The following is a 22815-nucleotide window of genomic DNA, read 5'->3' as shown; positions in this document are numbered from 1 at the left end:
GCGAGGGGGCTTGCCCCCTCGCCACAGCTCACAGGTGTTGCATCAGCGCCATCTACGTAGAACTACGTAGACGCCACGTACGTAGTAACGCGGATTTATTTGTCGACAGCATGGGGGGATATTGGGCCCGCTCCGCAAAGCGGACACAATTATAATAATTACCGCCGCAGTCACTGACTGTCGGCAGGAGACACGCTATGCCCCGTCTGGCTAAACACCTCGCCTGGTTTGCCGTGGCTGTCTTGGGAGCGTTTGCGCTAAGTGTCGTGGCCCTGCGCCGCGGCGAAGCGATCAACGCCCTCTGGATCGTAGTCGCAGCCGTCGCTATTTATCTCGTCGCATACCGCTATTACAGCCTGTTCATCGCCACCAAGGTGATGCAACTCGACCCCAATCGAGCCACTCCCGCCGTACTCAACAACGATGGTCTGGACTATGTCCCGACCAATAAACATGTCCTTTTCGGTCACCACTTCGCAGCCATCGCCGGCGCGGGGCCGCTGGTCGGTCCGGTGTTGGCGGCGCAGATGGGCTATCTGCCCGGTACGCTGTGGCTGATTGCCGGCGTGGTGCTGGCCGGTGCGGTTCAGGACTTCATGGTCCTGTTCATGTCCACCCGCCGCAACGGCCGTTCCCTGGGCGACATGGTCCGTGAAGAAATGGGCCGCATCCCCGGGACCATCGCGCTGTTCGGCTGCTTCCTGATCATGATCATCATCCTCGCGGTGCTGGCGCTGATCGTGGTCAAGGCCCTGGCCGAAAGCCCGTGGGGCATTTTCACGGTGATGGCGACCATCCCGATCGCGATGTTCATGGGCGTCTACATGCGCTACATCCGTCCGGGCCGTATCGGTGAAATCTCGGTGATCGGCGTGCTGTTGCTGCTGGGTTCGATCTGGCTGGGCGGGCAGATTGCCGCTGACCCGGTGTGGGCCAAGGCCTTTACCTTCACCGGACTGCAGATTACCTGGATGCTGATCGGCTACGGTTTCGTGGCAGCCGTGTTGCCGGTTTGGCTGATCCTCGCGCCGCGTGACTACCTGTCTACCTTCCTGAAGATCGGCACCATCGTTGCGCTGGCGATCGGCATTCTGATCACCATGCCCGAGCTGAAAATGCCGGCATTGACCCAGTTCATCGACGGCACCGGGCCGGTATGGAAGGGTGGATTGTTCCCGTTCCTGTTCATCACCATCGCCTGTGGTGCGGTGTCCGGTTTCCACGCACTGATCGCTTCCGGCACCACGCCGAAGCTGCTTGCCAGCGAAGGCCATGCCCGTTACATCGGTTACGGCGGCATGTTGATGGAATCCTTCGTGGCGATCATGGCGATGGTTGCCGCTTCGGTGATCGAGCCGGGCGTGTATTTCGCCATGAACAGCCCGGCAGCTCTGGTCGGCGCGGATGCTGTTTCGGTTGCGCAGACAGTCAGCAGCTGGGGTTTCGCGATTACCCCGGAAGCCCTGCAAGCGGTGGCCAAGGACATCGGTGAAACCACCATCCTGGCCCGTGCCGGCGGTGCGCCAACCCTGGCGGTCGGTATCGCGCAGATCCTGCACCACGTGCTGCCGGGTGAAAACACCATGGCGTTCTGGTACCACTTCGCGATTCTGTTTGAAGCGCTGTTCATCCTGACTGCGGTCGACGCCGGTACCCGTGCCGGACGTTTCATGCTGCAGGACTTGCTCGGCTCCTTCGTGCCGGCGCTGAAACGCACCGAATCCTGGACCGCCAACCTGATCGCCACCGCCGGTTGCGTGGCGATGTGGGGTTACCTGTTGTACCAAGGCGTGATCGACCCATTGGGCGGCATCAACACCTTGTGGCCGCTGTTCGGTATCTCCAACCAGATGCTGGCTGGTATCGCGCTGATGTTGGCAACCGTTGTGCTGATCAAAATGAAACGCCAACGCTATGTGTGGGTGACCATGCTGCCAGCGGTATGGCTGCTGATCTGCACCACCACTGCAGGCTTCATCAAGCTGTTCGATGCCAACCCGGCGATCGGCTTCCTCGCGCTGGCGAAGAAATACAGCGATGCCTTGGCCAACGGTCAGGTGCTGGCGCCGGCCAAAAGCATCGAGCAGATGCAGCACGTGATTTACAACGCCTACACCAACGCAACGCTGACGGTGTTGTTCCTGCTCGTGGTGTTCAGCATCCTGTTCTTTGCGCTCAAAGTCGGCATTGCCGCCTGGGGCACCAAAGAGCGTACGGATAAAGAAGCGCCATTCCATGCGTTGCCAGATGCTTGATCGAGGAGGGCAGCATGTTCAATGACCTGAGTCGCCTCGGTAAATACCTCGGTCAGGCCGCGCGCCTGATGGTCGGGATGCCCGACTACGACAACTACGTCGAGCATATGCAAACCGAACACCCGGACAAGCCGGTGATGAGCTACGAGATGTTCTTCCGCGAACGTCAGGAGGCTCGTTACGGCGGTAAGGCAGGGCCGAAGTGTTGCTGACCTGACAGCCAGGTTGACCCAGGCCCTGTGGGAGCGAACTCCCACAGGGCCTGTGTTATTTCAGTCGAGCGAGCAATGCCTTGCCGACCTCGATGGCCGAGGCTGGGTTCTGGCCCGTGATCAACTCGCGATCGATGACCACATTAGGCGTCCAGTTCGAAGCATTGCTGCGGTACACCCCACCGGCTTTTTCCAGCGCGGTTTGCGGGTAGAACTTCATGGCGCCACCATTAAGCAGCGCTTTGGCTTCTTCCTCTTCCTTGTTGCTGATAACGGTCATCTTGTAGCCCGCATAGATCCAGTCGGCGCGACCCTTCACCGGCTTCGCGGTCTGGAGTTGGCGGGTGAAGTTTTCGGCGTCAGGCAAGGTCGACAGCAGGGCGATCGGGCCATGGCAGACGAGTGCGGTGGTCTTGCCTTGTCCATGGAAATTCGCCAGCAAGCGACCCAGCGGACGGCTATGAAGCAGATCCTGCATCGGTGCATGTCCACCGGGAATGTAGACCGCGTCGAAATGCGCGTAACCGATCTGTTCTACCCGGGAAAGGCTGATGACCGGTGATTGTTCCGGCAGGGTCAGTTTCAGTTGATCGAGCAAGTCCTTATAGGTCTGAAGCGCTGCCTCATCGTTGTTGAAGTACATTTTGTCGATGGACGTCTTGTCCACCGACGGCGCGTTGCCGTTCGGGGTCGCAAAGGTCACGTGATGGCCAGCGTCGAGCAGCATCTTCACCGGTTGCAAAAGCTCGTTCAGGTAGAAGCCAGTCGCAAAGACCTTGCCGTCCTTCAAATCAAGTTTCGCCGAATCGGAAAGCACCACAAGTACGTTGTCAGCGCTGGCCGCCAGGCTGGTGCTGGCGAGGGCTGTGGCCAATGCAATACGGGTCAGTGTTTTCATGTCGCGTCCAGAAATAATCGGGCGAACGGTTGCCGCCCCTGCCTGGGTACTCTATTGATGTGTTATATGGCGATAAACTACCGCCAATGGAATTCATTTGGACCTGAGAGGCAATAATGCCCCGTAAATTCGACCATCTCGGCGATGTGGAAGCTTTCATTCGTGTGGTGGAGCAGGGCACTGTCAGTGCTGCTGCCGTCGCCCTGGCGACCACGCCTTCGGTGCTCAGCCGTGCGTTGACCAGACTTGAGTCGCGTCTTGGCGTGCAATTGTTGCGACGCACCACCCGCAGGCTCAGCCTGACCGACGCCGGTAAGCTGTACCTGGAACAGACTCGTTTGGCGTTTGCCCAGATTGAAGAGGTGGAGCGCAACATTCGCGGCCAGGAAGGCGAGTTGAGCGGGCGCGTTCGGATGAGCGTGCCGACGACTTACGGGCATCATCGTTTGCCGCCGCTGCTCAGTGCGTTTGCCCGGCAATACCCGGCTGTGCGAGTGGAGTTGAGCATTACCAACCGCAATGTCGACCTGGTCGCCGAAGGTTACGATCTGGCGATTCGCCTGGGGCAGTTGCCGGACAGTGGTCTGGTGGGCCGCAAACTGGAAGATGCTCGACTATGCATGGTCGCGTCTCCCCAGTACCTGGCTCGCGCCGGCATTCCTACGACGCTTGAGAGGTTAGGCGAGCACGTCTGCTTGCCGTTCATCATGCCCAGCAGCGGCAAGATCGGGCCGTGGTTGTTCTGCCTTGACGGGAAAAATATCGAATGGCTACCGCAAGCCAATGTGCAGGTTCTGGATGATGTCCTCGGCATCGTTTCGCTGGCCGAAAGCGGCCTGGGCATCTGCCAGACTTATGACTTCATCGTCCGGGACAGAGTGCAGCGGGGGCAACTGGTGGAAATACTTCCGGAGCTGAGTGGCCGCAGTCGACCCTTCTCGATTATTTACCCGCCTCACCGACAATTATCAGCGGCATCCAGGGCGTTGATTGAGTTCATTCTGGACAACACCTTGGCCTGAACGCGTTGACACTCCCGCGCTTCCGGGAGGCTCTGGCGTGCGTTTTGCTTTGCGCTTGAACGTCACCCCCTCAGGAGTTCAACGGCATGGATTTGAAACGCTCTACGCAACAACCTTCGAATGTCGCCCACGGCCCGTCGACAGGCGCGCAGCCCACACCATCGTCACATTATCGCTCGCTGACAGAGGGCGAAGTGATTCAGCCAACGGATGTAGCCGGTGACGACCCTCAAGTCTGGACACTTGTGCCCAGCCATTGGGTCAGCCAGGTACATTGTCTGGCTGTGTACGGTCAGGTACGTCGGCCGACGATCAGCAAGGGCTGTTGCTGACAGGCTGCCAGCCGCCGGGATACCTGGCTGCGAGCTTTATCCTGATTGAATCTCGATGATGGATGGGGAGCTCCCCCATCTGCCATCTTTCTTTGCCAGAGCCCTGGCCATGATTTCCATTCTCCCTTTTCAGAGTGTTCATGCACCTTCCCTCGGCGGCGAGACGAGATTGCGCTGTCTTGAAGCTTGAGCGTTCACCTGTGCACGGTTGCGAGTCTGCAGAAAACTGACGGTCTGAACAGCTTTCTTTCTGGTCAGACCTGTAAGACCTTGTTTTGCTATCGGTAAATAATAAATTCATGATTTTTCAAGGGAAGTGGCATGGGGAGTGCTCTACCCAGATGCATTCTTCAATGATTGCGCTGTGTTCGGCCAACCTGGCATTCGCCTGGATAGAAGCCGATCGAAGTCGTTGAAGAGAGGGGCAGTCCGCTGATCGACAGTGCTGTCGAGCAGTCAGGGACTCGTTTGATTCTTGACGGAGAAGCATCATGAACCACGATTCAGTTGCCGTGAGCGCAGCCAAACCAGCCAAGGCCTGGTACAAATCTCTCTTTGCACAGGTGCTGTGTACCTTGGTGCTGGGCATCGTGCTCGGTGTTCTGGTACCGGATTTCGCAGTAAAGCTAAAGGTGCTGAGCGACGGCTTTCTCAAGCTGATTGCCATGATCGTTGGCCCTATCGTTTTCTGTGTCGTGGTGCATGGCATCGCCGGTACGGGGGACTTGAAAAGCGTAGGGCGGGTAGGGGGCGTGGCACTGATCTACTTTGAGATCATGACCACCATCGCCCTGGCGCTCGGACTTGTGCTGGCTTTCATCTTTGGGCCGGGGCACGGCATGAACATCGACACTACGACACTGGATGCCGGTGCGATAAGCAGCTATTCGGAGAATGCCCACAAGCTTCAGGGCAGTGGTATCGGCTCGTTCATCCTGAACATCATTCCAACCACCTCAATTGATGCATTGGCGCGTAACGATGTGTTGCAGGTGCTGTTCTTTGCCTTGTTGTTCGGCTCCAGCCTGGCCTTGGTGGGCGGCAAAAGTGCGGAGCGAGTGACCTCGTTCATCGATGACATCTCCAAGGTGCTGTTCAAGGCCATGGGCCTGATCGTGCGCCTGGCACCCTTGGGTGTGCTGGGGGCAGTGGCCTACACCGTTGGCAAGTACGGTGTAGGTTCGATGAAGCAACTGATCTCCTTGGTCGCACTGTTCTACGTATCGATCCTGATCTTCGTGTTCGTGATCCTTAGCGCTGTGTTGCGCTATGCCGGGATCAACGTGTTCAAGTTCATTGCCTACCTGCGCGAGGAGCTGACCATCGTGTTGGCTACAGCGTCCTCGGATTCGGTGCTGCCGCAGATCATGCGCAAGCTGGAAGTGCTGGGCGTGAAAAAGTCAGTGGTGGGGCTGGTGGTGCCGACCGGCTATTCGTTCAACCTCGATGCCTTCTCGATCTACCTGACCCTAGCGGTCGTGTTTATCGCACAAGCTACCAACACGCCGCTGTCGATCGGTGACTTGCTGCTGGTGTTAGGGGTGTCGCTGGTGACCTCCAAGGGCGCCCACGGCGTACCCGGCTCGGCCATCGTGATTCTGGCTGCGACCCTGAGTGCGGTGCCAAGCATTCCGGTGATCGGCCTGGTGCTGGTGCTGTCCATCGACTGGTTCATCGGCATGGCACGCGCGGCGGGTAACCTGATTGGTAATTGTGTTGCCACTGTCGTGGTCGCGGCCAAGGTCGGTGATCTGGATCACGAACAGGCTCAGCGCGTGCTAAACAATCGGCAGGCATTCGAAGTGTCATAAGTGCCTGATGGAAGCGGCTACGCGCCCGTAGCCGCTGTCGTTGCTCAATGACCTTCAGTGGGCGTGGAACATGATTTTGGCGTAGTACGGATGGTAAGGCTCGCTGTCAGGCCGTCCTCTCCAGCATTAAATTTTTGCATCACTACTTGGCACTTTCGCTGCCGGCGTCACCGCTTGGTGCATTTTCATGAGAATTAATAGTGCATCGGTATTAATCGACACGCCGCGCTGGACGCCTTGTATTACACGCAGAATAAAAACAGTGAGTAGGAATTTCCCGCTTGTAGGGCATAAAACTCAAATCAGTTGCCAAATGCACCATTTTCGTCCGATCCAGAGTTGTGCAAGTTACAAGTGGAAAAACCGTTTCAGTAGCTTTATCGATTTTCGTCTCAGAAGTGAAATAATGTGTCGCAATTTAGTCTTGCTGGAAGGTTTTTTCGGTTTTTATGGGCCATGACAATACTTGGGCACAGCCCTTGCAAAAGTACTTTCAAACCACCGCTAGTGTGGTTTTTCATCGAAAAAAATAATGGGGGAACGTTATAAATGGGGCGCCAGAAATCAAACCGCAAAGGCCAAGTCTCTGGCGTCGGGACGCGTCAAGAGATTGCCGAATTCACGAGGAATTTGTTTCCAAATGAGACAGGAAGTTAACGACGCACACTGAGGTGCTCTACAGAAACAGTACTCACTAAAACAACGTAAGGCCTGATTTTATTGAAATAGCGAAGTTATAAGAAAATGCCGTCTGTATCGCGGCAAGGAGTAGGGTATGTCCCGAGCTTTTTTTAACGAAATGTATGATGCGAGTGGTGGCTGCCGCCCACATTACCAGGAGTTCGCGCGTTGGTTGGCGGACACACCTCTGGAGTTGCTGGATCAACGTCGTCGCGAAGCCGACCTGTTGTTCCACCGAGCCGGCATCACCTTCACCTTATACGGGGACGAGCAGGGCACCGAGCGGTTGATTCCGTTCGACATCATTCCGCGCAGCATCAAGGCCAGCGAATGGCAAATGGTTGAGCGGGGCTGCATTCAGCGGGTCCAGGCGTTGAACATGTTCCTGGACGACATCTACCACGGGCAACGTATTCTCAAGGAGGGCATCATCCCGGCCGAACAGGTGTTGGCCAACGAGGGTTATCAGGTCGCCATGCAGGGCCTGAATCTGCACCGGGGCATCTACGCCCACATCGCCGGGGTCGATCTGGTCCGCGACGGCGATGGCAGCTACTACGTACTGGAAGACAATCTGCGCACTCCCAGCGGCGTCAGCTACATGCTTGAAGACCGCAAGATGATGATGCGTTTGTTCCCCGAGCTCTTCGCCGCCCAGCGTGTGGCGCCCATCGATCACTACCCGAACCTGCTGCTGGACACCTTGAGGAGCTCCAGTCCGCTGGACAATCCCACGACCGTGGTGCTGACCCCGGGCCGCTTCAACAGCGCTTACTTCGAGCATGCGTTCCTGGCCCGTGAAATGGGCGTGGAACTGGTTGAAGGCGCAGATCTGTTTGTCCGCGACGATCACGTTTATATGCGCACCACCGCTGGCCCCAGACAGGTGGACGTCATTTACCGCCGTCTCGACGATGCGTATCTCGATCCACTGTCGTTCAACCCGGACTCCATGCTTGGCGTGCCCGGCCTTATCGCCGCTTACCGCTCAGGCAACGTGGTGCTGGCGAACGCCGTCGGCACCGGTGTGGCGGACGACAAGTCGATCTATCCCTACGTCGGCGACATGATCCGCTTCTACCTCGCCGAGGAACCGATCCTCAAGAACGTGCCTACCTGGCAATGCCGCAAACCGGAAGAACTGTCCCATGTGTTGGCGAATCTGCCTGAGCTGGTGGTCAAGGAAACCCAGGGCTCCGGTGGCTACGGCATGCTGGTCGGCCCGGCGGCCACGGCGGCGGAAATCGAAGACTTCCGCGCGCGCCTCAAGGCACGCCCCGAAGCTTATATCGCCCAACCAACCCTGTGCCTGTCAACGTGCCCGACCTTTGTCGAAAACGGCATCGCCCCACGCCACATTGACCTGCGCCCGTTTGTGCTGTCGGGCAGAGAAACCCGTCTGGTGCCCGGTGGCCTGACCCGCGTGGCATTGCGCGAAGGCTCGCTGGTGGTGAACTCGTCTCAGGGCGGCGGCACCAAAGACACTTGGGTAGTGGAGGACTAAGACATGCTTTCAAGAACCGCTTCGGACCTCTACTGGATGTCCCGTTACCTGGAGCGCGCCGAAAACCTGGCGCGCATGCTCGAAGTCAGTTACTCGTTGTCGTTGATGCCTCAGGCGGGGCGTACCGATGGCCGCGCCGAGCTGGCAATGTCGCTGCTCGCCGCCGGTACGCTGGACGATTACAACGAGCGTTATGGAGAGCTCAACACCGAACGCATGTTGCACTTCTTCGCGCTGGATGAAACCAACCCCGGGAGTATCTATTGCTGTTTGCAAGCCGCGCGGGCCAATGCTCATGCCGTGCGCGGACGCATCACCGCCGACATGTGGGAGAACATCAACGCCACGTGGCTGGAGATGCGCAACATCGCCAGCAATGGTCTGGCGCGTTATGGCATCAGCCATTTCTGCGAGTGGGTCAAGGAGCGTTCGCACCTGTTCCGCGGTGCGACCTCGGGCACCATCATGCGCAACGATGCCTACTGCTTCATTCGGCTGGGGACTTTCCTTGAGCGGGCAGACAACACGCTGCGCCTGCTGGATGCACGCTACGAAATGTTCGGCGAAGAGTCGGAGGAGGTGAGTGACAACTCCGCGCGCGGCTACTACCAGTGGAGTGCCTTGCTGCGGGCCTTGTCGTCCTTCGAGGCGTTCAACGAGATCTACCGCAATGCGCCGGGCGCCGAGCAGGTCTCCGAGATGCTGTTGTTGCGCAGCGACGTCCCGCGTTCGCTGCACGCTTGCATCGAGGAACTGGACCATATCCTCGCCAGCCTGCCGGGCAGCAACGGGCGGGCCGCCCAGCGGTTGGCCGCCGAACTGAATGCTCGACTGCGCTACACCGGTATCGACGAGATTCTCGGCTTCGGTCTGCACCTCTGGCTGACTGACTTCATCTCCCAGGTTCGCCATCTCGGCCAGACCGTTCACGAGTCCTATCTGGAGGCCGTATGAAACTGTCCATACGTCACGACACCACCTACAGCTACGCCGATGAAGTCTGCACCAGCATTCAGTTCCTGCGTCTGACGCCGCAGAACAGTGAACGCCAGCGCATCCTGGAATGGCACCTGGAACTGCCGCGCCTGGTGCGCAGCCAGTTCGATCCGTACGGCAACATCCTGCATGTGTTGACGATGGACGAACCCCATGGGGCCTTGGTACTGACAGCTTATGGTCAGGTGGATATCGACTCGGACCGTGAACTGGAACGCGACAGCCAATCGCCTCTGCCGTTTTTGCGCACCAGTAAGCTGACGATTGCGGACGATGCCCTGAATGCCTTCGCCGTGCAGCACTGCGGCATACGGCGTGATCGAACGGCGTTGACCGACCTGATGCACGGCCTGGCCGACCATATGGTCTACAACCCGGGCGCAACCACCGTGGACACCACGGCCGCCGAGGCGTTTGCGGTCGGAGGCGGGGTCTGTCAGGACCACACTCACGCCTTCCTGGCCTGCGCCCGTAGCCTGGGGATTCCTGCGCGTTATGTCTCCGGTTACTTGTGCACCGAAGATGAAAACCACTTGGCCAGCCATGCCTGGGCCGAAGCCTGGCTCGACAATGGTTGGTACAGCTTCGATGTCACCAACCGGCTGGCCCGGCCCGAACGCCATCTGAAACTGGCGGTAGGCCTGGACTACCTCGACGCCTGCCCGGTACGTGGCATGCGTCGTGGCGGCGGGGCCGAGTCAATGCTGGCGCGGGTACAAGTAACGTCGCTGTTTCAGGTTCAGCACCAATAAGCCTGAAACGTTCACCGTAATTGGCCATACCGTCGGGGAGACGGTATGGCCTTTCATCCAGAATTCACGAGTAAGCGCAAATGACTTATTGCGTCGCTATGCACCTGGCCGACGGGATGGTGTTCATCTCCGACTCACGTACCAATGCCGGTATCGACCAGATTTCAACGTTTCGTAAGTTGTTTATTTTCAGCACGCCGGGCGAGCGGCTGATTGTGTTGCAGACCGCGGGCAATCTGGCCACCTCGCAATCGGTGGTGAACCTGCTCAAGCAGCGTTGCAGCGGGCCTGGCCCGCATCTGTTGAATGTCCGCACACTCTATGACGCCACCGTGCTGGTGGCGGAAACCGTTCGCGAAGTCGTCGCCCGGGACCGTACCAAGTTGGCCGGCAAGACCGACTTGAGCTGCTCTTTTCTGGTGGGCGGGCAGATCGCAGAGGGGCCAATGGATGTGTACAGCATTTACCCGCAAGGCAACTTCATTCAGGCGACGGAGGACACGCCATTCCTGCAATTGGGTGAAAGCAAGTACGGCCGGCCGATACTTGATCGCAACCTCACGTACCGCACATCACTCGAAGAGGGCCTGCGCTGCGGGCTGATCTCGTTCGACTCGACCATGCGCAGCAACCTGTCGGTGGGTATGCCGTTGGACCTGCTGGTGTTCAGAAAAGACAGTTTTGGCGGTGCAAAAAGTTATCGCATCACGGCCGACGACCCGTATTTCATGCGTATCCGTATGCAATGGGCCGCCGGACTGCAGGACATGCTTGCCGCACTGCCGGAGCCGCCTGACGCCTACATGTCGTCGGCCAACAACAAAAACTAGCTCGTCACCTCTTTTACAGGCGCCGCCCGGATTCCTGGGCGGTTTGTCTGCTGCTGAGTCGGCTTTCTTGAATGACCTTGGGTTGGTCAAGTCTGCACGGATGAAACTCATTGCGAATGAGCGACTGCCATTGAGGCAATCAGCACTGGATTGAACGAGAGGTGTTTTATGAAAAGCAAACTACCGGCAGCCGCATGGATTCTGATCGCCATGACGCTGGGAGTCGTGATTGGCTACATGGTGTTCATCAATTTTCCGGACAAAGAGTCGGCGACGAAAGTGGCGGGCTACATTTCCATTGTCTCGGATGTCTTTTTACGCTTGATCAAAATGTTGATCGGGCCGCTGGTGTTCTCGACCCTGGTGGTCGGCATTGCGCATATGGGCGATGCCGCTTCGGTCGGACGTGTATTCGCCAAGTCCCTGGGCTGGTTCGTGACAGCTTCGCTGGTGTCGTTGGTGCTGGGACTGATCATGGCCAATCTGCTGCAGCCCGGCCACAATCTCGGCCTCCCGCTACCCGATATCGGTGCTCACACCAATCTGTGGCGGGTTGGGGGCCTTTGGCTCCCCTCGGATGGGGCTTACTCGGTGTGGCAACCGGCCTGCTACTAGCCCTAGATGTGGTGCACTTACAGGGACCCCGCGTCTGGACGCAGTTGCGTCAATGGCCTCGTCGACGGCGCTGATAATGATCCGTTTGCTTGCACGACAGGGGGCAGGGCGCTTTGTTGACATCACCACCTTAGGATCCCGTTGGTAATAACCCCTATGACTTTGGCTGATGAGTGACGCCTCGAGTGCGACTACATTGCCACTGGATTGCCATTACGGCTTTTGTTCAACATACTTGGCCAATAACCTACAGAAAAATCAGTGTAGGCCTTGCACCAAACCATTGAACAAGAAATGGTTCACACCTGGAGCGCGGGGTCGAAGTCGATCAAGGATAAGAGTGTGACTATTCGGAATTTGGACCAGGACAGGTTTGTTGAAATTCTCCAGTCGAAGCTGTCGGTCCGCTCACCGGTCAAGAGCATTGAACGTTTGTTTGGGCGAGACCGAGAGTTGGAACTGGTGGAGGAAGCTCTTTTTGATCAAGGCGGGCACGTCTTCATCTATGGTGATCGTGGCGTGGGCAAATCGTCACTGGCGGCGTCAGTGGCTGCTCAGTACCAGAGCAGCGATAACGAGCCCATTCAGATACCTTGTGGCAAAGACACGTGTTTTTATAAAACGATCGAAGAGATTGCCGAACGAATTCTACGACGCGCAGGTGGCCGGAGAGACCTTGAGTACACCCATACCCTCAACTTGAAGCTGTACAAATTGCAGATCAAGGATAAGGAAAGAAGCATCACGATCTCCCCCATCGATTCGATGTTTTCAGCGGTGGATGTCATGGAAGAGATGGTCGGTGTGCATTCGGAGCGACCGGTTGTGGTGATCGATGAGTTTGACCAGATTGAGTCAGTCTCCGAGCGCGCCAAGTTCGCTCACTTTCTCAAAGACCTGGGAGATCGGGGAGTAAACGTCAAGTTCATCTTCACCGGCATCGCCTCGTCGCTGTATCAGTTGTTGGGTGACCACGAATCCAGCTTTCGCCAGCTCTTCACTCTGAAGCTTGAGCGCCTGTATTGGTCCTATAGAGAAGATATCGCCTACAGTGCTATCAAGGCTTTCGATCTGGAAGTGGATGAAGAAATCGTCCACTCGATCGCACGCATCAGCAATGGATTTCCGTACTTCGTCCATCTTCTGACCCAGAATCTCTTGTGGTCAGTCTTCAAAGATGAACAAGAAGTGAGCCGTATTGAAAGGGTGCATTTCGATGCAGCCATTGCGCGCTCGATCATTGGGATCAGTGGCCGTTTGCAAAGGCCATACGACAGTGCGGTGCTGCACAAAGGCCACGATTACTTACTGGCGTTATGGGCTACCGCCGACTCAGAGGATACGGTCCGTTACGGAGATAATATCTTCAAGTCTTATGTGAGAATCAATCAGCAGCTTTTCGGCCTTGACCCGGTAGAGGCCGATAAAAAACCACTTGAGCCAGCTCAATTCAGGAAGATTCTGAAGAAATTTCTTGGCAAAGACTGCGGCGAAGTACTCGAGCTGGTTGAGGGTCGAGAGCATATGTATTCATACCGCGAGAATCTGCTCCGAGGCTTCGTTGCATTGAAAGCGCAGGAGGCGGGCATTGAGCTGCAAGGTGACTTGCCTGATGAACCCAGGATACCTACCGCCATGGCCAGGTCGCGCTTCAGCGGGGGGCAGGGACGGTTATCCGCCTACGCGGCGGATCCGTCGAAACAAGTCAAATTTCGCTCTGAACATTGATCATGCAGGCTGACTGCATGCTCGTAACAGACTCTCTGTAGTTATGAACGTTTGAACTAACAGCTAAGCGTTCATCCAAACCTCACATAGAGATTTGTTACTTAAGTTCACCGGAGAGCATCATGCTCACGTAAGAATTGAACACTTTGCAGCGCAAAGTGCATTGCCTCCCAAGAAGCTTGTGTACAGTTTTTCTTTTTTAAATCTGCGAACTTTATAGGTTTTTGAGGCCTCTATGCCGCTCGATATAATTTACTCTCCTACGATGCTGTCGGTGATCAGTGCCAGCTTGCTAATTCTTGCATTGATTTTATGCGGAGCGTTGTTGAATGGAGAGCTTACTCGGCCAATAGTAATGATTTTGGGAGTTGGCATGATTGTTTTAGGGGCAGTTGGTCATGTTCAGTTCTTGGATATGCAGGGTAGAGGTGCAAAGCTTGTCGCAGAAAAATTTTTGTCGCAAAGTATTTTTGACGACTTCCTGAAATATCAGGCGATCTTTGTTTATCTCTTTCCTGCTGTTTCTGCAGCTATAGGTACAAATGTTATCTCTGATGCACTGCTGAAGCATCACACTTACCAGAAGAGCTTTTCGCTTCTTCAGTTCATAAAGGACTGTTCTCAAATTATCACTATTCCATTAATGCTTTTGTTTTGCTTGGTAGCAGTGCCAGTACTTTTGGTTTTTCAAATGGTTTGTTCCTTTGTTCGGCAGTGCAGGCATTTTGCTCCATTAATTTTTCGCGCATGTTATTTGAAACTTTGTATCATCGCTCGACACGCGCTACGAAAAAAATTAGATAATTAGCACATACTTGTGAAACAAGTTTCAGGTGGCACACCGCAACAAAGCAATTCATTATGTTTATTAGTTGTAATCATCCCAGAAGGAAGCTGAGACTTCTGCAGCGTGACGGAGCTTGAGATGTCTGAATATCATGAAAGAGAAGTTTTGAATGCCGGCAAACTCGGAACTTACCGCGTGCACTCTCTATTCACTCGAATTACTAGTGAAGGAAATATGCAGCCAGAGATTGGCGAGCCGTTTCCAGGTGCAGTGGCTTTGCACGCCCATGAATACACCCATTACCTCCACAATCTATCGACCTTAGCAGGCCTTGACGCCTTACTGGCCTGCTTCTGGCTGGTGACGCCATTTGTGCGAGGCACTGACGACCGCGGTTGGTTTACTGCACCTGTGGGAATTGAGAAGGATGAGAACCTATCGATAGCCTTCAGCATCATGAAGAGTGCCCGTGGCTCTGTTGAAGGCATTCCAAACGACGGCCTGTTTAAATGGCCAGAGATCAACGAATGGTGCTTCGGTACGGTGCTAAGCAGTTCAGTATCGCTTTCCCATTCGACCGAAGGGGATATCGGAAAGATCGGAGTAAAATCTATAAGCATAACGGCAAAACATAACCGCGGCGAGCCGTTGGAGCTCGTTCTGATCCCCGGTCTTGACTTTATCAGTGAAGGAATCGCATACGAGGTCGAGAGAGAACAGCGCCGGGTACCGGCTGTATCCGATCAACTTCTTGATTCTCAAACACCTAGCTATCCTTACCTGGCATATCGTCCGCTCATTGAGCATCTCATTGAGTACAAGACAACTGTACAAGAGAGAATTCTCATAGGAAATTTGGCTCTGCTAACGACCGCCCCGTCCTACGCTTTTTTTGAGATATGCGCTGCTATTAAGCGTGACAGAGACCGTGGGGATGGAGCTACCAAAGATTTGGACAAGATTGGTAGCGATATATATGAAGCCTTCGTAAAGCATGTGACGAACAGCAAGTTCTCGTACGTTGGTCAACTAAAAGAAGTTCTTGCTGGCTCCAGCGACCATATACAGGGGCTTGAAATTTATTGCAAGCTGATAGAGAAAGGGCTGCGCCTGCGAGTCGAAACTCCCATGATGGAGCAGCTATTCACTCAGGCCAGGCTTTCTCCGGATGAATTTCGAAATGTCACATTAAAACTTCTGGAACGATTAGTGTGCCAGGAGACAGTCGACGGCGAGAGCACTATCGAATGGGTAGTCCCGTTGAATAGCATTATTGCAGAGCTCCCGGATGAAGAAATACAGAAATTGAGTGTTTTGCAAACAAGCATTCACTTTCTTCAACAACACTTCACCAAGGATGGGGGACTCGGTAGTACAGTCAACTTGAAAGAATCGGCTTGTCCATTCGCCGGCGCTTGTCAGACTCAGAAGGAATACGGTTACCCTGCAGATTGCGAGAGCAAACCTTGGAACGTTTCAGTCGCTGATGGCAAACAAGTGTGCTGGTACGAAGCAGGGCGGCTTTCGCTCAGGCTGGACAGGCGATACCAAGAAGTGCCGGCTTCGCCAGCTTCTTGACTTTGCCGGTACCCACTAAGAGCTTACAAAACATATTCAGCGTCGCTAACACTACCGCTGCGGGTGAACAAATTCCCGTCCAGCCTCGGTAAAGGTGGAATGGGGCTGTTCAATGAAGAAGGCGCTGCCAGCACCAGCGAATGTTCGACGTTAACCTGCTCGGGGGTTATTTGTGCGCTCGTGACGCAGCGCGACTGTTGATTAAAACCCGCAGCAATCGTAGCGGTCTTTCGATAGCGGCGACAGGTGGGGAAGCTTTCAACCCGAGGAAGACAAATGCTTAAGCCTACTGATCACGGAGGAGGGTAGGCAGGGTTTCATATCAGTCGGCTAGCCGGCGCTTCTTGCACAGACTTGATTCCAACGAGGGTCGATAGTCACTCAGGCTTGTTGACGGAGGACAACGTAATTAGAAACGTCTTGGTGCAACATTTTAGTTGCAGCCTCGAAAGCAGCTTCGATTTTTACGACACCTTCACCATACATCTTTATCAGCTTATTAACCTCGATCTCCACTTGCGGATGGTTGTGAAGGTAGGAAATATCCACGATGTTCATTTCGTAATCATTTCCGATGCGCATAGCTACTTGCGCACCTTGGGCGCATTTAATGCTAAAACCTAGTTTTTCATAAAACTTGTTTTTTGACTTGTTAACCACCGCAGTTAACAAGTCAAAGTTGTAGTTAACAACGGTACCGGACTAGCATTTTACTGAGCTTTTCATCTGCCCAGGCAGTGGCGAGCTTCCAGGGTATTTGGTGGGAGGAAAGCTCCACAAACGAACAAGCTGTTACTAAAAAGACAAACGAAAAGACGAACTCGCATACGGTGCACGATGACGCGAATCTAGGGTAATTTCACGCGATTTCTTCCGAGAACTGCGGGCTCCGACGACAGGCATGATCACGTGAGGCGCGAAGAGCTAAAATGTTGGATGGGACTCATGGATGTAGTCCATGGGTTAAGTCCAATGAGGATCGTGGTATCGATTTTTGTACTGAGAGGGAAAGCGCCGATTACTTCATATGCCTAAACCACGAAGAATCATTTTCGTGACTTCCTAGGCCTATGAATTTTCAAGAATATTTTTTAAGGTGATTTTTCTGATTTTAAAGTGACAACGACAGTAGAGCTGTGAAATTGATTCAAAAGCTGTGTGCAACCGGGCCAATCCCGAAACATGATATTACGTGTAATGTATATTATGTTAAACGAGGTGTCTGGGCGGAACTTCTTATGCTGTCACCGGTACCGAATGTTTGGCCATTTATTGGTATCCGTCAGGCCGGCATTGCGTTGGGCTTAGGCACCGTCACTATCTCACCCGCGCGGCCTGCCCGATCCGGATGCATTGCCACCAGCAGGCGCAATTTGTTGTTTGCGTGTCTATTGGTGATCACGCCTGCTGGTGTTTTTTGGAGATAGCTTTTGAGCCGATCCAGCAGCTCTTTTTTTGATTTGTACTCAAATGGCCCCAACCAGAACATTCAGAATGTCTCCCTACCTCATCTGTAAACTCGAGTCGCGATCACCGTCTTACACCACTTCCTTAACCTGACCAGCCTCAGGCGCAAGCTCGACCTCCGTTGCCAGATTGTTGGTGATGCCGAAAGGAATGTGGACGGACGGAGCTACCGCGCTGGTCGATTTAAGATGCCCGGATTGGTCATCAAAGAAGATATGCGGCTTCAATACGCCCAAAATTTTGCCTTTATCGATGCCACCCAGGAAGAAAGCGTCATTGGCCATGACGCCCCAACTCTTGAGCGTATTCATCGCACGCTCATGAGACGGAGCATTGCGGGCCGTGACGATCGAGACGCGTATGCGGTTTTCGTATTTAGGATTGAGCTTCTTGTGCTTCTCCTCGACGGTTTGGATTTTGGATATCCGTACCATGAATTCCTTCAGCGGCCCAGGGTTATGGGGCTGCATGACGTTCTTCACTTCATGGGCATGAAACTCTGTCAGTCCAGAGGACTGCATGATCGATTCAGATTCATCGCCGGCGAGTACGCCGTCAAAGTCGAATGCGATGCGCAGGGTTTTGTCAGCTTCGTCGTCTTCGAATTTTGAATCGAGCACCTGCCCTGCCGGATACCCCGCCTTAATCGCACCCTCTACGTCTTTCTTTTCACCAGACAAAAACAGCGCGATATTCAGGGCAGGGATGTACTCGTACGGGGATTTCCCTTGCATGAAAATCGCCCTGGTCATCCCAAGTCCGTAGTGCTCGATTGTCTTCAGTACGCGTAGCCCGGTGTCAGGATCATTTCGCGAGAGAAGGATCACCTCTACCAGCGGATCCGTAGGGTCGGCGCTAAGGTCATTCACCGACAAGAGACGCTTGATAAAGGGAAACGCTATCCCCTTTGGTAAAGGGACGTGGAGGTTTTCTTGCTGAAACTTACGGTACTCCTCCTCTCCCTGGCTCTGAAACACGGCGTCCGATGCCACCAGATCAAACACAGCGCTGGAAGCCACGCCGATCACCAAGCGGTTTTCTAATTCGTAGGGCATTGGCACCTCTCTCGATGCTTTTGAACGCAAATTTTGACGGGCACCGAACATGCCGATCAATTTTGTAGGCGCAGCGCGAAGTACAGATCGCGCGAACAGCTTTTTAAACGCGTGTCGCTAGATCAGATCATGCCTTTAGGCTTGGCAGTGGCGCTGATGACATCGCCCTTCTCCGTTACGGTCTGGACGAAACCTCTCGTTTGAAGAGCGTTGACCAGCCTCATGTTGAGATCGGTGTATGGCACCTCAATTTTTTTGACATTTGGTGAAAGCTTTGTGAAGCCGTCATCGCTCAGCAAGCCAAGTAGGGAACCAGTTTCTTCCCAGCTACTCAACGGTAGGCATTGGATCAACAACTCAGAACGCTGAGCTGAAGTCAGCCCCTCCCCACCCGCGAATTTCTTAAGTGCGGGGATAAACGCCTGCGGAAAGCTTGTCGAGTGTCGATTAGCGAGGCGGCAGGTTTCAGCGACCTCTTTGATGGCCTCGTTGTTGGTGTCGAAGGCTTCAATCGGTAACGCCGTCCACATTTGGATTTTTTCATTCAGCTCAAGCGCACCGCTTTGACTGAGTGGCAACGCCATGTCGATCGACAGTTGGGATAGATCAATGTGGTCGCGTGCCTGCACCCAATGTGCTGAGAGATAAGGAGCTTCCAGATCTGCATTGAACGTCCTGATGCATTCGCGGATCTCAGGGCTGTACGCCAGAAACGGCGCACTTACGAGCATCTCCCAGCGCTCCCTGGATTGCAGTCCCTTAAGAATAGCGGGATCGCTCAAGACTATATTTGCGAAGAGCACTTCAAGTGTTTCGTTAGATTGCCCTGTTGGGGCGATTAGGTACCTCTGCAACTCTTGATGCATAGAGGTGTTGAGACCCCAGAGGTAACCTTGTAGCTCCATTACATGACGCTGGATATAGCTTGCGAAAGCCTCCATATCCAAGGTTTCGCAACCTTTATGCTCCAAAGCAGGTACGAGTATGTCCTTGAAGAATGTCCACACCGCAACGGCCTTCAACTTCACCCGATCAGACAGCAGCACTTTCGCCCACAACGATGGGGTTGTGTCTTCAAGCCGGTCGAAGGTGCATGTCGTTCGATCAAACAGTTGATCCACGGTATCTGAATCGTCCGACTCTTCCAGCATGGCCCATTGCAGTTCTGTAAAAGAGGCCGCGGACTCGTCCAGCGTGCCAACTTGCGCTAGAAGCGTGGTCGTAAATTCCTCTGGAGACCCAAGCAGGAGGTCATTCAGGCCCTCAATCTCCAGCGCCTGCAGTCGACGATAGGAAATGATGCTTTCACTGTGACCAGCTTTACTTGCATGAATGGGTTCGGCTTTTTGGCAAATCAGCGTGAGCACGTTCAGGTTTACCTCAACGCAACCCCACTTGATCAGCTTCTTGAGGTCGTCCAGGACGATGCCGTCATTTAACGCTGAGAAGCGCATCGGTAGCTCTTTCATCCAAGACCAGCCTTTAGCTCCAGCTTCAAGTCCAGGCATCAAGCGCGAGACGTCTTGGAGACTCGCAATGGCATCATAGATTTTCATGTCCGGCGCAGAATCAAGCTTGCGGAGCTGGGCAGCTTCCAACCCATCCATGACTGCAGTGATCAGTGCTTGCCTCAATACCGCTGATTCGAATCGCTCAGCGTTCAACAATGCTTGGAACAACCCAGGCTCCAAAGCATAAACAGCGTAAATGAACTTAGGCGACGTCGCAGCTGATATCAAAATTTCGGCCGCCTGCGCCATCCTGTCTAGGTGTCCATCAAGCCCGCTCCTAAGAATAGTCACGAGCTTACTGCGCTCATGACTCATGCCAGGATCGTTGTACGGACAGCTAGAAAGGTGCTCGATCAGCGCGACGATGATGCCCCTGCCATCGCTCAGATCATCAGTATCCAGCTTTTCCACGGCTTTTTTCGGGGCACTGATCACAGTCGCGACGTCCACGGATACACCACGTCTCAGCTCAAGGATCAGGTTTTTGTCTTCGGATGTGAGGGATCCTGCGTAGAAGTAGCCGAAGTAGTCCGTGTAATCGGTATCGAAGTATCCGTGACGCATCAGGTAAACGACGATGTCCAAGCCGTTCAGCTTTTGAGAGATGAGATCGCCGTAGTTTTTTTTGGCCGCTGCCCGGAAGGTTTGGTGATTGATTCGGCTTGACTCTAATCGCTGCTCGGCTATCTCCTCATCGATATCAATAAGGGTTCGCTGGAGCAGCTCATACCTTTTTTGGTACGACGTCGACGCCAGTAGCTCCTTTGAACCTATAGGCGTTGGCGACTGGTTGGCGTTTCCGTACCTGTCGTTGATGGCCATTGTTAAATGAGTGGTTTGAGAAAAAATCGACTCAAAAACGTCATCGTTAACAAAGTCGGTCAACGTAAATTGACTGCCACTTGGCATCCAAACATGGGTTGCCGCAATGCCGGATTTTTTCACAAGCTCAAACCAAACGTACGCCCGCAGCTCTGCCACACTCTCAGCGATTTCTTGTACCCGCTTCTCCCGTACCTCACGCAACGCCTGGTAAGCATCTTCAGCGCTCCTGGACTGCTGGAATCGCCACTCACTGAAATCTTGGATGGTTTCGTAAATGGCCCCACGTCGCTTGACCAGGTCAGCGTATTCATCAGGATGCAAATTGCGAATCGCGATGATCGAGAACAGCTTGTTCGGATCAAGCTTCAGGCCGGAGCCACCGCTGAGAATGCTGGAGAACATGTCGAATTCGTTGACGATATTCTTGATCAACCGCATGTCATCGATGAGGTAACAAACGGTTTCGACCAACGACTCATTAAGCCCAATGTCCAGCGCTGCGCCATTGAATTGTCGCTCACGAAGCATCTTGAACATTTGCTCGCGAGAGTTCTCGGAGTTGACCACGGGGATTATCGGAATGATCAGGTCGAAAAATTTCGTTTTCTCACCGACGGCGAACAGCTCATCCCGAAGCGCATAGATGAAGTAAACCGGTCGTTTGATTTGCGGGGATTGCTTGATGATGAAATTGATTTCCCGCAGGCGCATGAAAACGTCATGAATTCCGAATCTGTCCAGATCCTCGATCACCACGATGTCGATTTTGCTGCGTTCAAAGCAGTAGACGATTTCATCAACATTTTTGTGCAACACGGAGCCGTGATGAGTCGTTTCCAGTTTTCCGCCCTTGATCGTGAAGCCGTCAATGCTGAACAGGGACAGCAGCTTCAACGCCGAGAACAACATGTAGATGCCACCACCTCCCAGCACCAGAACGGCCATCCACCCCGGGATCCATAGAAGCCATTCGACCAACCAAGCCGGCTCGATTTTCGGTAGCTTCTCGACTGTTGGAACGTAAAGTCTCAGTACGCCTACGATCATGAGAACGTAGAAAATTGTACGCACCCAGATGATGGACGAAGACGCCTGGATGATTCGCTTCAATCGACTTTTCGGCAGTTCATCTGACGGTACCGCGTACAGCAGTTGCTGAACGATGGTTTCCTCGATACGCGTCAAAATATCCAAATCGGTTTTTTTCTCTGCGCCTTTTGGATCTGGGGTGTTTGAACTGGAATCAGCGGGAGTGACTGGAGCATCAGACGAGGTCACCTTCCCTGCCCCACCCTTGTTCAGATCTTTGCCGAAGGCGGCCAGCGATACAAATGCATAGGTGAGTTCAGGGTGACGATCGACAAACGTACGGATAACGCTGCTCTTGCCGGCGCCATACTCACCAGTAATCGCGATATTGCGAATCTGGTCGTTACTCAGTGCGCTCAGCAGCTCACTCTCGTAACGGTGTGACCGATCCACCTCCAAAAGAACAGGCGTCAGCGGCTCGAAGACATTTTTTCCGCTGGGCACAGCCAGGTATTCACGTGCGGCGGCCACGGCTTTGTCGCCAGCTTTTCTGTAGCGCTTGTACTGTCCCATCGCGTGATTCAGGAGGGAGCTGACGTGATCACATTTCGAAAAATAAAATTGAGCTAAACGACGGAACATCCCTGTCTCCTATGCCGCTGAAAGGCTGTCCGGGAGAACCGCCAAAAATGGTCATTACTTAAAACCTGCAGTCTACGCGATACGTACTTATTAAAATGTTATTGATGATAGCGCACCGCCATCTAGGAATGCGACGAACGCGTTATAGCTTCCTTAAAGTGCTTTTTCCCGAACAACGAGCCCGATCAGTGAAGGAGCTAAAAATACGAAAATGAAGCTGCTAGGCACACATCGGCTCTTTAGCATGATGGCTAGTGAATGAATATTCTCTGTTCGACTAAGGCC

General features: G+C 54.1%; 16 protein-coding genes and 1 pseudogene. 12 read left to right on the top strand and 5 right to left on the bottom strand.

The features are described from left to right. Window positions 1-197 precede the first annotated feature (197 nt). The gene (locus ACCC96_RS29050) at window positions 198-2255 is read left to right on the top strand and encodes a carbon starvation CstA family protein (protein WP_413697610.1); all 2058 of its coding nucleotides are present in this window, start codon (window positions 198-200) and stop codon (window positions 2253-2255) included. A gap of 14 nt (window positions 2256-2269) precedes the next feature. Continuing rightward, entirely contained in the window at window positions 2270-2467 is a 198-nt protein-coding gene (locus ACCC96_RS29045) for a YbdD/YjiX family protein (protein ID WP_007938220.1), read from the top strand. A 55-nt stretch (window positions 2468-2522) separates the two neighbouring features. Here the strand turns inward: ACCC96_RS29045 and ACCC96_RS29040 are convergent, their stop codons facing one another. Further along, window positions 2523-3365, bottom strand: a complete 843-nt coding sequence (locus ACCC96_RS29040) for a type 1 glutamine amidotransferase domain-containing protein (protein WP_413697609.1) — start codon at window positions 3363-3365, stop codon at window positions 2523-2525. 116 nt (window positions 3366-3481) lie between these two features. On the opposite strand from ACCC96_RS29040, the gene ACCC96_RS29035 reads away from it, so the two are divergent. From ACCC96_RS29035 to ACCC96_RS28990, 10 genes and pseudogenes are all read left to right on the top strand, one after another. Beyond that, on the top strand, window positions 3482-4387 hold the full coding sequence (locus ACCC96_RS29035) for a LysR family transcriptional regulator (protein WP_019649709.1): 906 nt from the start codon (window positions 3482-3484) through the stop codon (window positions 4385-4387). An 823-nt stretch (window positions 4388-5210) separates the two neighbouring features. Beyond that, window positions 5211-6530, top strand: a complete 1320-nt coding sequence (gene dctA / locus ACCC96_RS29030) for a C4-dicarboxylate transporter DctA (RefSeq protein ID WP_413697608.1) — start codon at window positions 5211-5213, stop codon at window positions 6528-6530. A gap of 775 nt (window positions 6531-7305) precedes the next feature. Continuing rightward, window positions 7306-8715 (top strand): circularly permuted type 2 ATP-grasp protein, encoded by a 1410-nt coding sequence (locus tag ACCC96_RS29025; RefSeq protein WP_007938225.1) that lies wholly within the window; start codon window positions 7306-7308, stop codon window positions 8713-8715. 3 nt (window positions 8716-8718) lie between these two features. Beyond that, on the top strand, window positions 8719-9669 hold the full coding sequence (locus tag ACCC96_RS29020) for an alpha-E domain-containing protein (RefSeq protein ID WP_019578892.1): 951 nt from the start codon (window positions 8719-8721) through the stop codon (window positions 9667-9669). Then, window positions 9666-10463 carry a transglutaminase family protein gene (locus ACCC96_RS29015; RefSeq protein WP_413697607.1) on the top strand — a complete coding sequence of 266 codons (798 nt, stop codon included), beginning with the start codon at window positions 9666-9668 and terminating at the stop codon, window positions 10461-10463. The genes ACCC96_RS29020 and ACCC96_RS29015 overlap by 4 nt, the downstream gene beginning before the upstream one ends. An 80-nt stretch (window positions 10464-10543) precedes the next feature. Then, window positions 10544-11293 (top strand): peptidase, encoded by a 750-nt coding sequence (locus tag ACCC96_RS29010; protein WP_413697606.1) that lies wholly within the window; start codon window positions 10544-10546, stop codon window positions 11291-11293. Window positions 11294-11461: 168 nt separating this feature from the next. Then, window positions 11462-11839, top strand: a pseudogene (locus ACCC96_RS29005) (dicarboxylate/amino acid:cation symporter); the annotation flags it as partial. 339 nt (window positions 11840-12178) lie between these two features. After that, the gene (locus tag ACCC96_RS29000; RefSeq protein ID WP_413697605.1) at window positions 12179-13636 is read left to right on the top strand and encodes an AAA family ATPase; all 1458 of its coding nucleotides are present in this window, start codon (window positions 12179-12181) and stop codon (window positions 13634-13636) included. Window positions 13637-13871: 235 nt separating this feature from the next. Further along, complete coding sequence (locus ACCC96_RS28995) at window positions 13872-14444, top strand: hypothetical protein (protein ID WP_413697604.1); 573 nt, start codon at window positions 13872-13874, stop codon at window positions 14442-14444. A 117-nt stretch (window positions 14445-14561) separates the two neighbouring features. Then, entirely contained in the window at window positions 14562-16001 is a 1440-nt protein-coding gene (locus ACCC96_RS28990; RefSeq protein WP_413697603.1) for a hypothetical protein, read from the top strand. 381 nt (window positions 16002-16382) lie between these two features. Here the strand turns inward: ACCC96_RS28990 and ACCC96_RS28985 are convergent, their stop codons facing one another. From ACCC96_RS28985 to ACCC96_RS28970, 4 genes are all read right to left on the bottom strand, one after another. Continuing rightward, the gene (locus ACCC96_RS28985; protein ID WP_413697602.1) at window positions 16383-16559 is read right to left on the bottom strand and encodes a hypothetical protein; all 177 of its coding nucleotides are present in this window, start codon (window positions 16557-16559) and stop codon (window positions 16383-16385) included. Window positions 16560-17283: 724 nt separating this feature from the next. Next, complete coding sequence (locus ACCC96_RS28980) at window positions 17284-17490, bottom strand: hypothetical protein (protein WP_413697601.1); 207 nt, start codon at window positions 17488-17490, stop codon at window positions 17284-17286. 49 nt (window positions 17491-17539) lie between these two features. Continuing rightward, window positions 17540-18523 carry a 5'-nucleotidase gene (locus ACCC96_RS28975; protein WP_413697600.1) on the bottom strand — a complete coding sequence of 328 codons (984 nt, stop codon included), beginning with the start codon at window positions 18521-18523 and terminating at the stop codon, window positions 17540-17542. A gap of 122 nt (window positions 18524-18645) precedes the next feature. Beyond that, window positions 18646-22530 (bottom strand): hypothetical protein, encoded by a 3885-nt coding sequence (locus ACCC96_RS28970; RefSeq protein WP_413697599.1) that lies wholly within the window; start codon window positions 22528-22530, stop codon window positions 18646-18648. Window positions 22531-22815 lie beyond the last annotated feature (285 nt).

The sequence above is a fragment of the Pseudomonas sp. Pseusp11 genome, from assembly GCF_047304405.1.
GTDB lineage: Bacteria > Pseudomonadota > Gammaproteobacteria > Pseudomonadales > Pseudomonadaceae > Aquipseudomonas.
The sequence above is the reverse complement of the archived record's forward strand: the minus strand, read 5'-3'. Positions and strand labels throughout refer to the sequence as shown.

Coding starts and splice junctions, on each gene's coding strand:
- ACCC96_RS29035 (WP_019649709.1), top strand. CDS start 3,482: ATGCCCCGTAAATTCGACCATCTCGGCGATGTGGAAGCTTTCATTCGT.
- ACCC96_RS28975 (WP_413697600.1), bottom strand. CDS start 18,523: ATGCCCTACGAATTAGAAAACCGCTTGGTGATCGGCGTGGCTTCCAGC.
- ACCC96_RS28970 (WP_413697599.1), bottom strand. CDS start 22,530: ATGTTCCGTCGTTTAGCTCAATTTTATTTTTCGAAATGTGATCACGTC.
- dctA (WP_413697608.1), top strand. CDS start 5,211: ATGAACCACGATTCAGTTGCCGTGAGCGCAGCCAAACCAGCCAAGGCC.
- ACCC96_RS29010 (WP_413697606.1), top strand. CDS start 10,544: ATGACTTATTGCGTCGCTATGCACCTGGCCGACGGGATGGTGTTCATC.
- ACCC96_RS28985 (WP_413697602.1), bottom strand. CDS start 16,559: ATGAACATCGTGGATATTTCCTACCTTCACAACCATCCGCAAGTGGAG.
- ACCC96_RS29020 (WP_019578892.1), top strand. CDS start 8,719: ATGCTTTCAAGAACCGCTTCGGACCTCTACTGGATGTCCCGTTACCTG.
- ACCC96_RS29040 (WP_413697609.1), bottom strand. CDS start 3,365: ATGAAAACACTGACCCGTATTGCATTGGCCACAGCCCTCGCCAGCACC.
- ACCC96_RS28990 (WP_413697603.1), top strand. CDS start 14,562: ATGTCTGAATATCATGAAAGAGAAGTTTTGAATGCCGGCAAACTCGGA.
- ACCC96_RS29050 (WP_413697610.1), top strand. CDS start 198: ATGCCCCGTCTGGCTAAACACCTCGCCTGGTTTGCCGTGGCTGTCTTG.
- ACCC96_RS28980 (WP_413697601.1), bottom strand. CDS start 17,490: ATGTTCTGGTTGGGGCCATTTGAGTACAAATCAAAAAAAGAGCTGCTG.
- ACCC96_RS29015 (WP_413697607.1), top strand. CDS start 9,666: ATGAAACTGTCCATACGTCACGACACCACCTACAGCTACGCCGATGAA.
- ACCC96_RS28995 (WP_413697604.1), top strand. CDS start 13,872: ATGCCGCTCGATATAATTTACTCTCCTACGATGCTGTCGGTGATCAGT.
- ACCC96_RS29045 (WP_007938220.1), top strand. CDS start 2,270: ATGTTCAATGACCTGAGTCGCCTCGGTAAATACCTCGGTCAGGCCGCG.
- ACCC96_RS29025 (WP_007938225.1), top strand. CDS start 7,306: ATGTCCCGAGCTTTTTTTAACGAAATGTATGATGCGAGTGGTGGCTGC.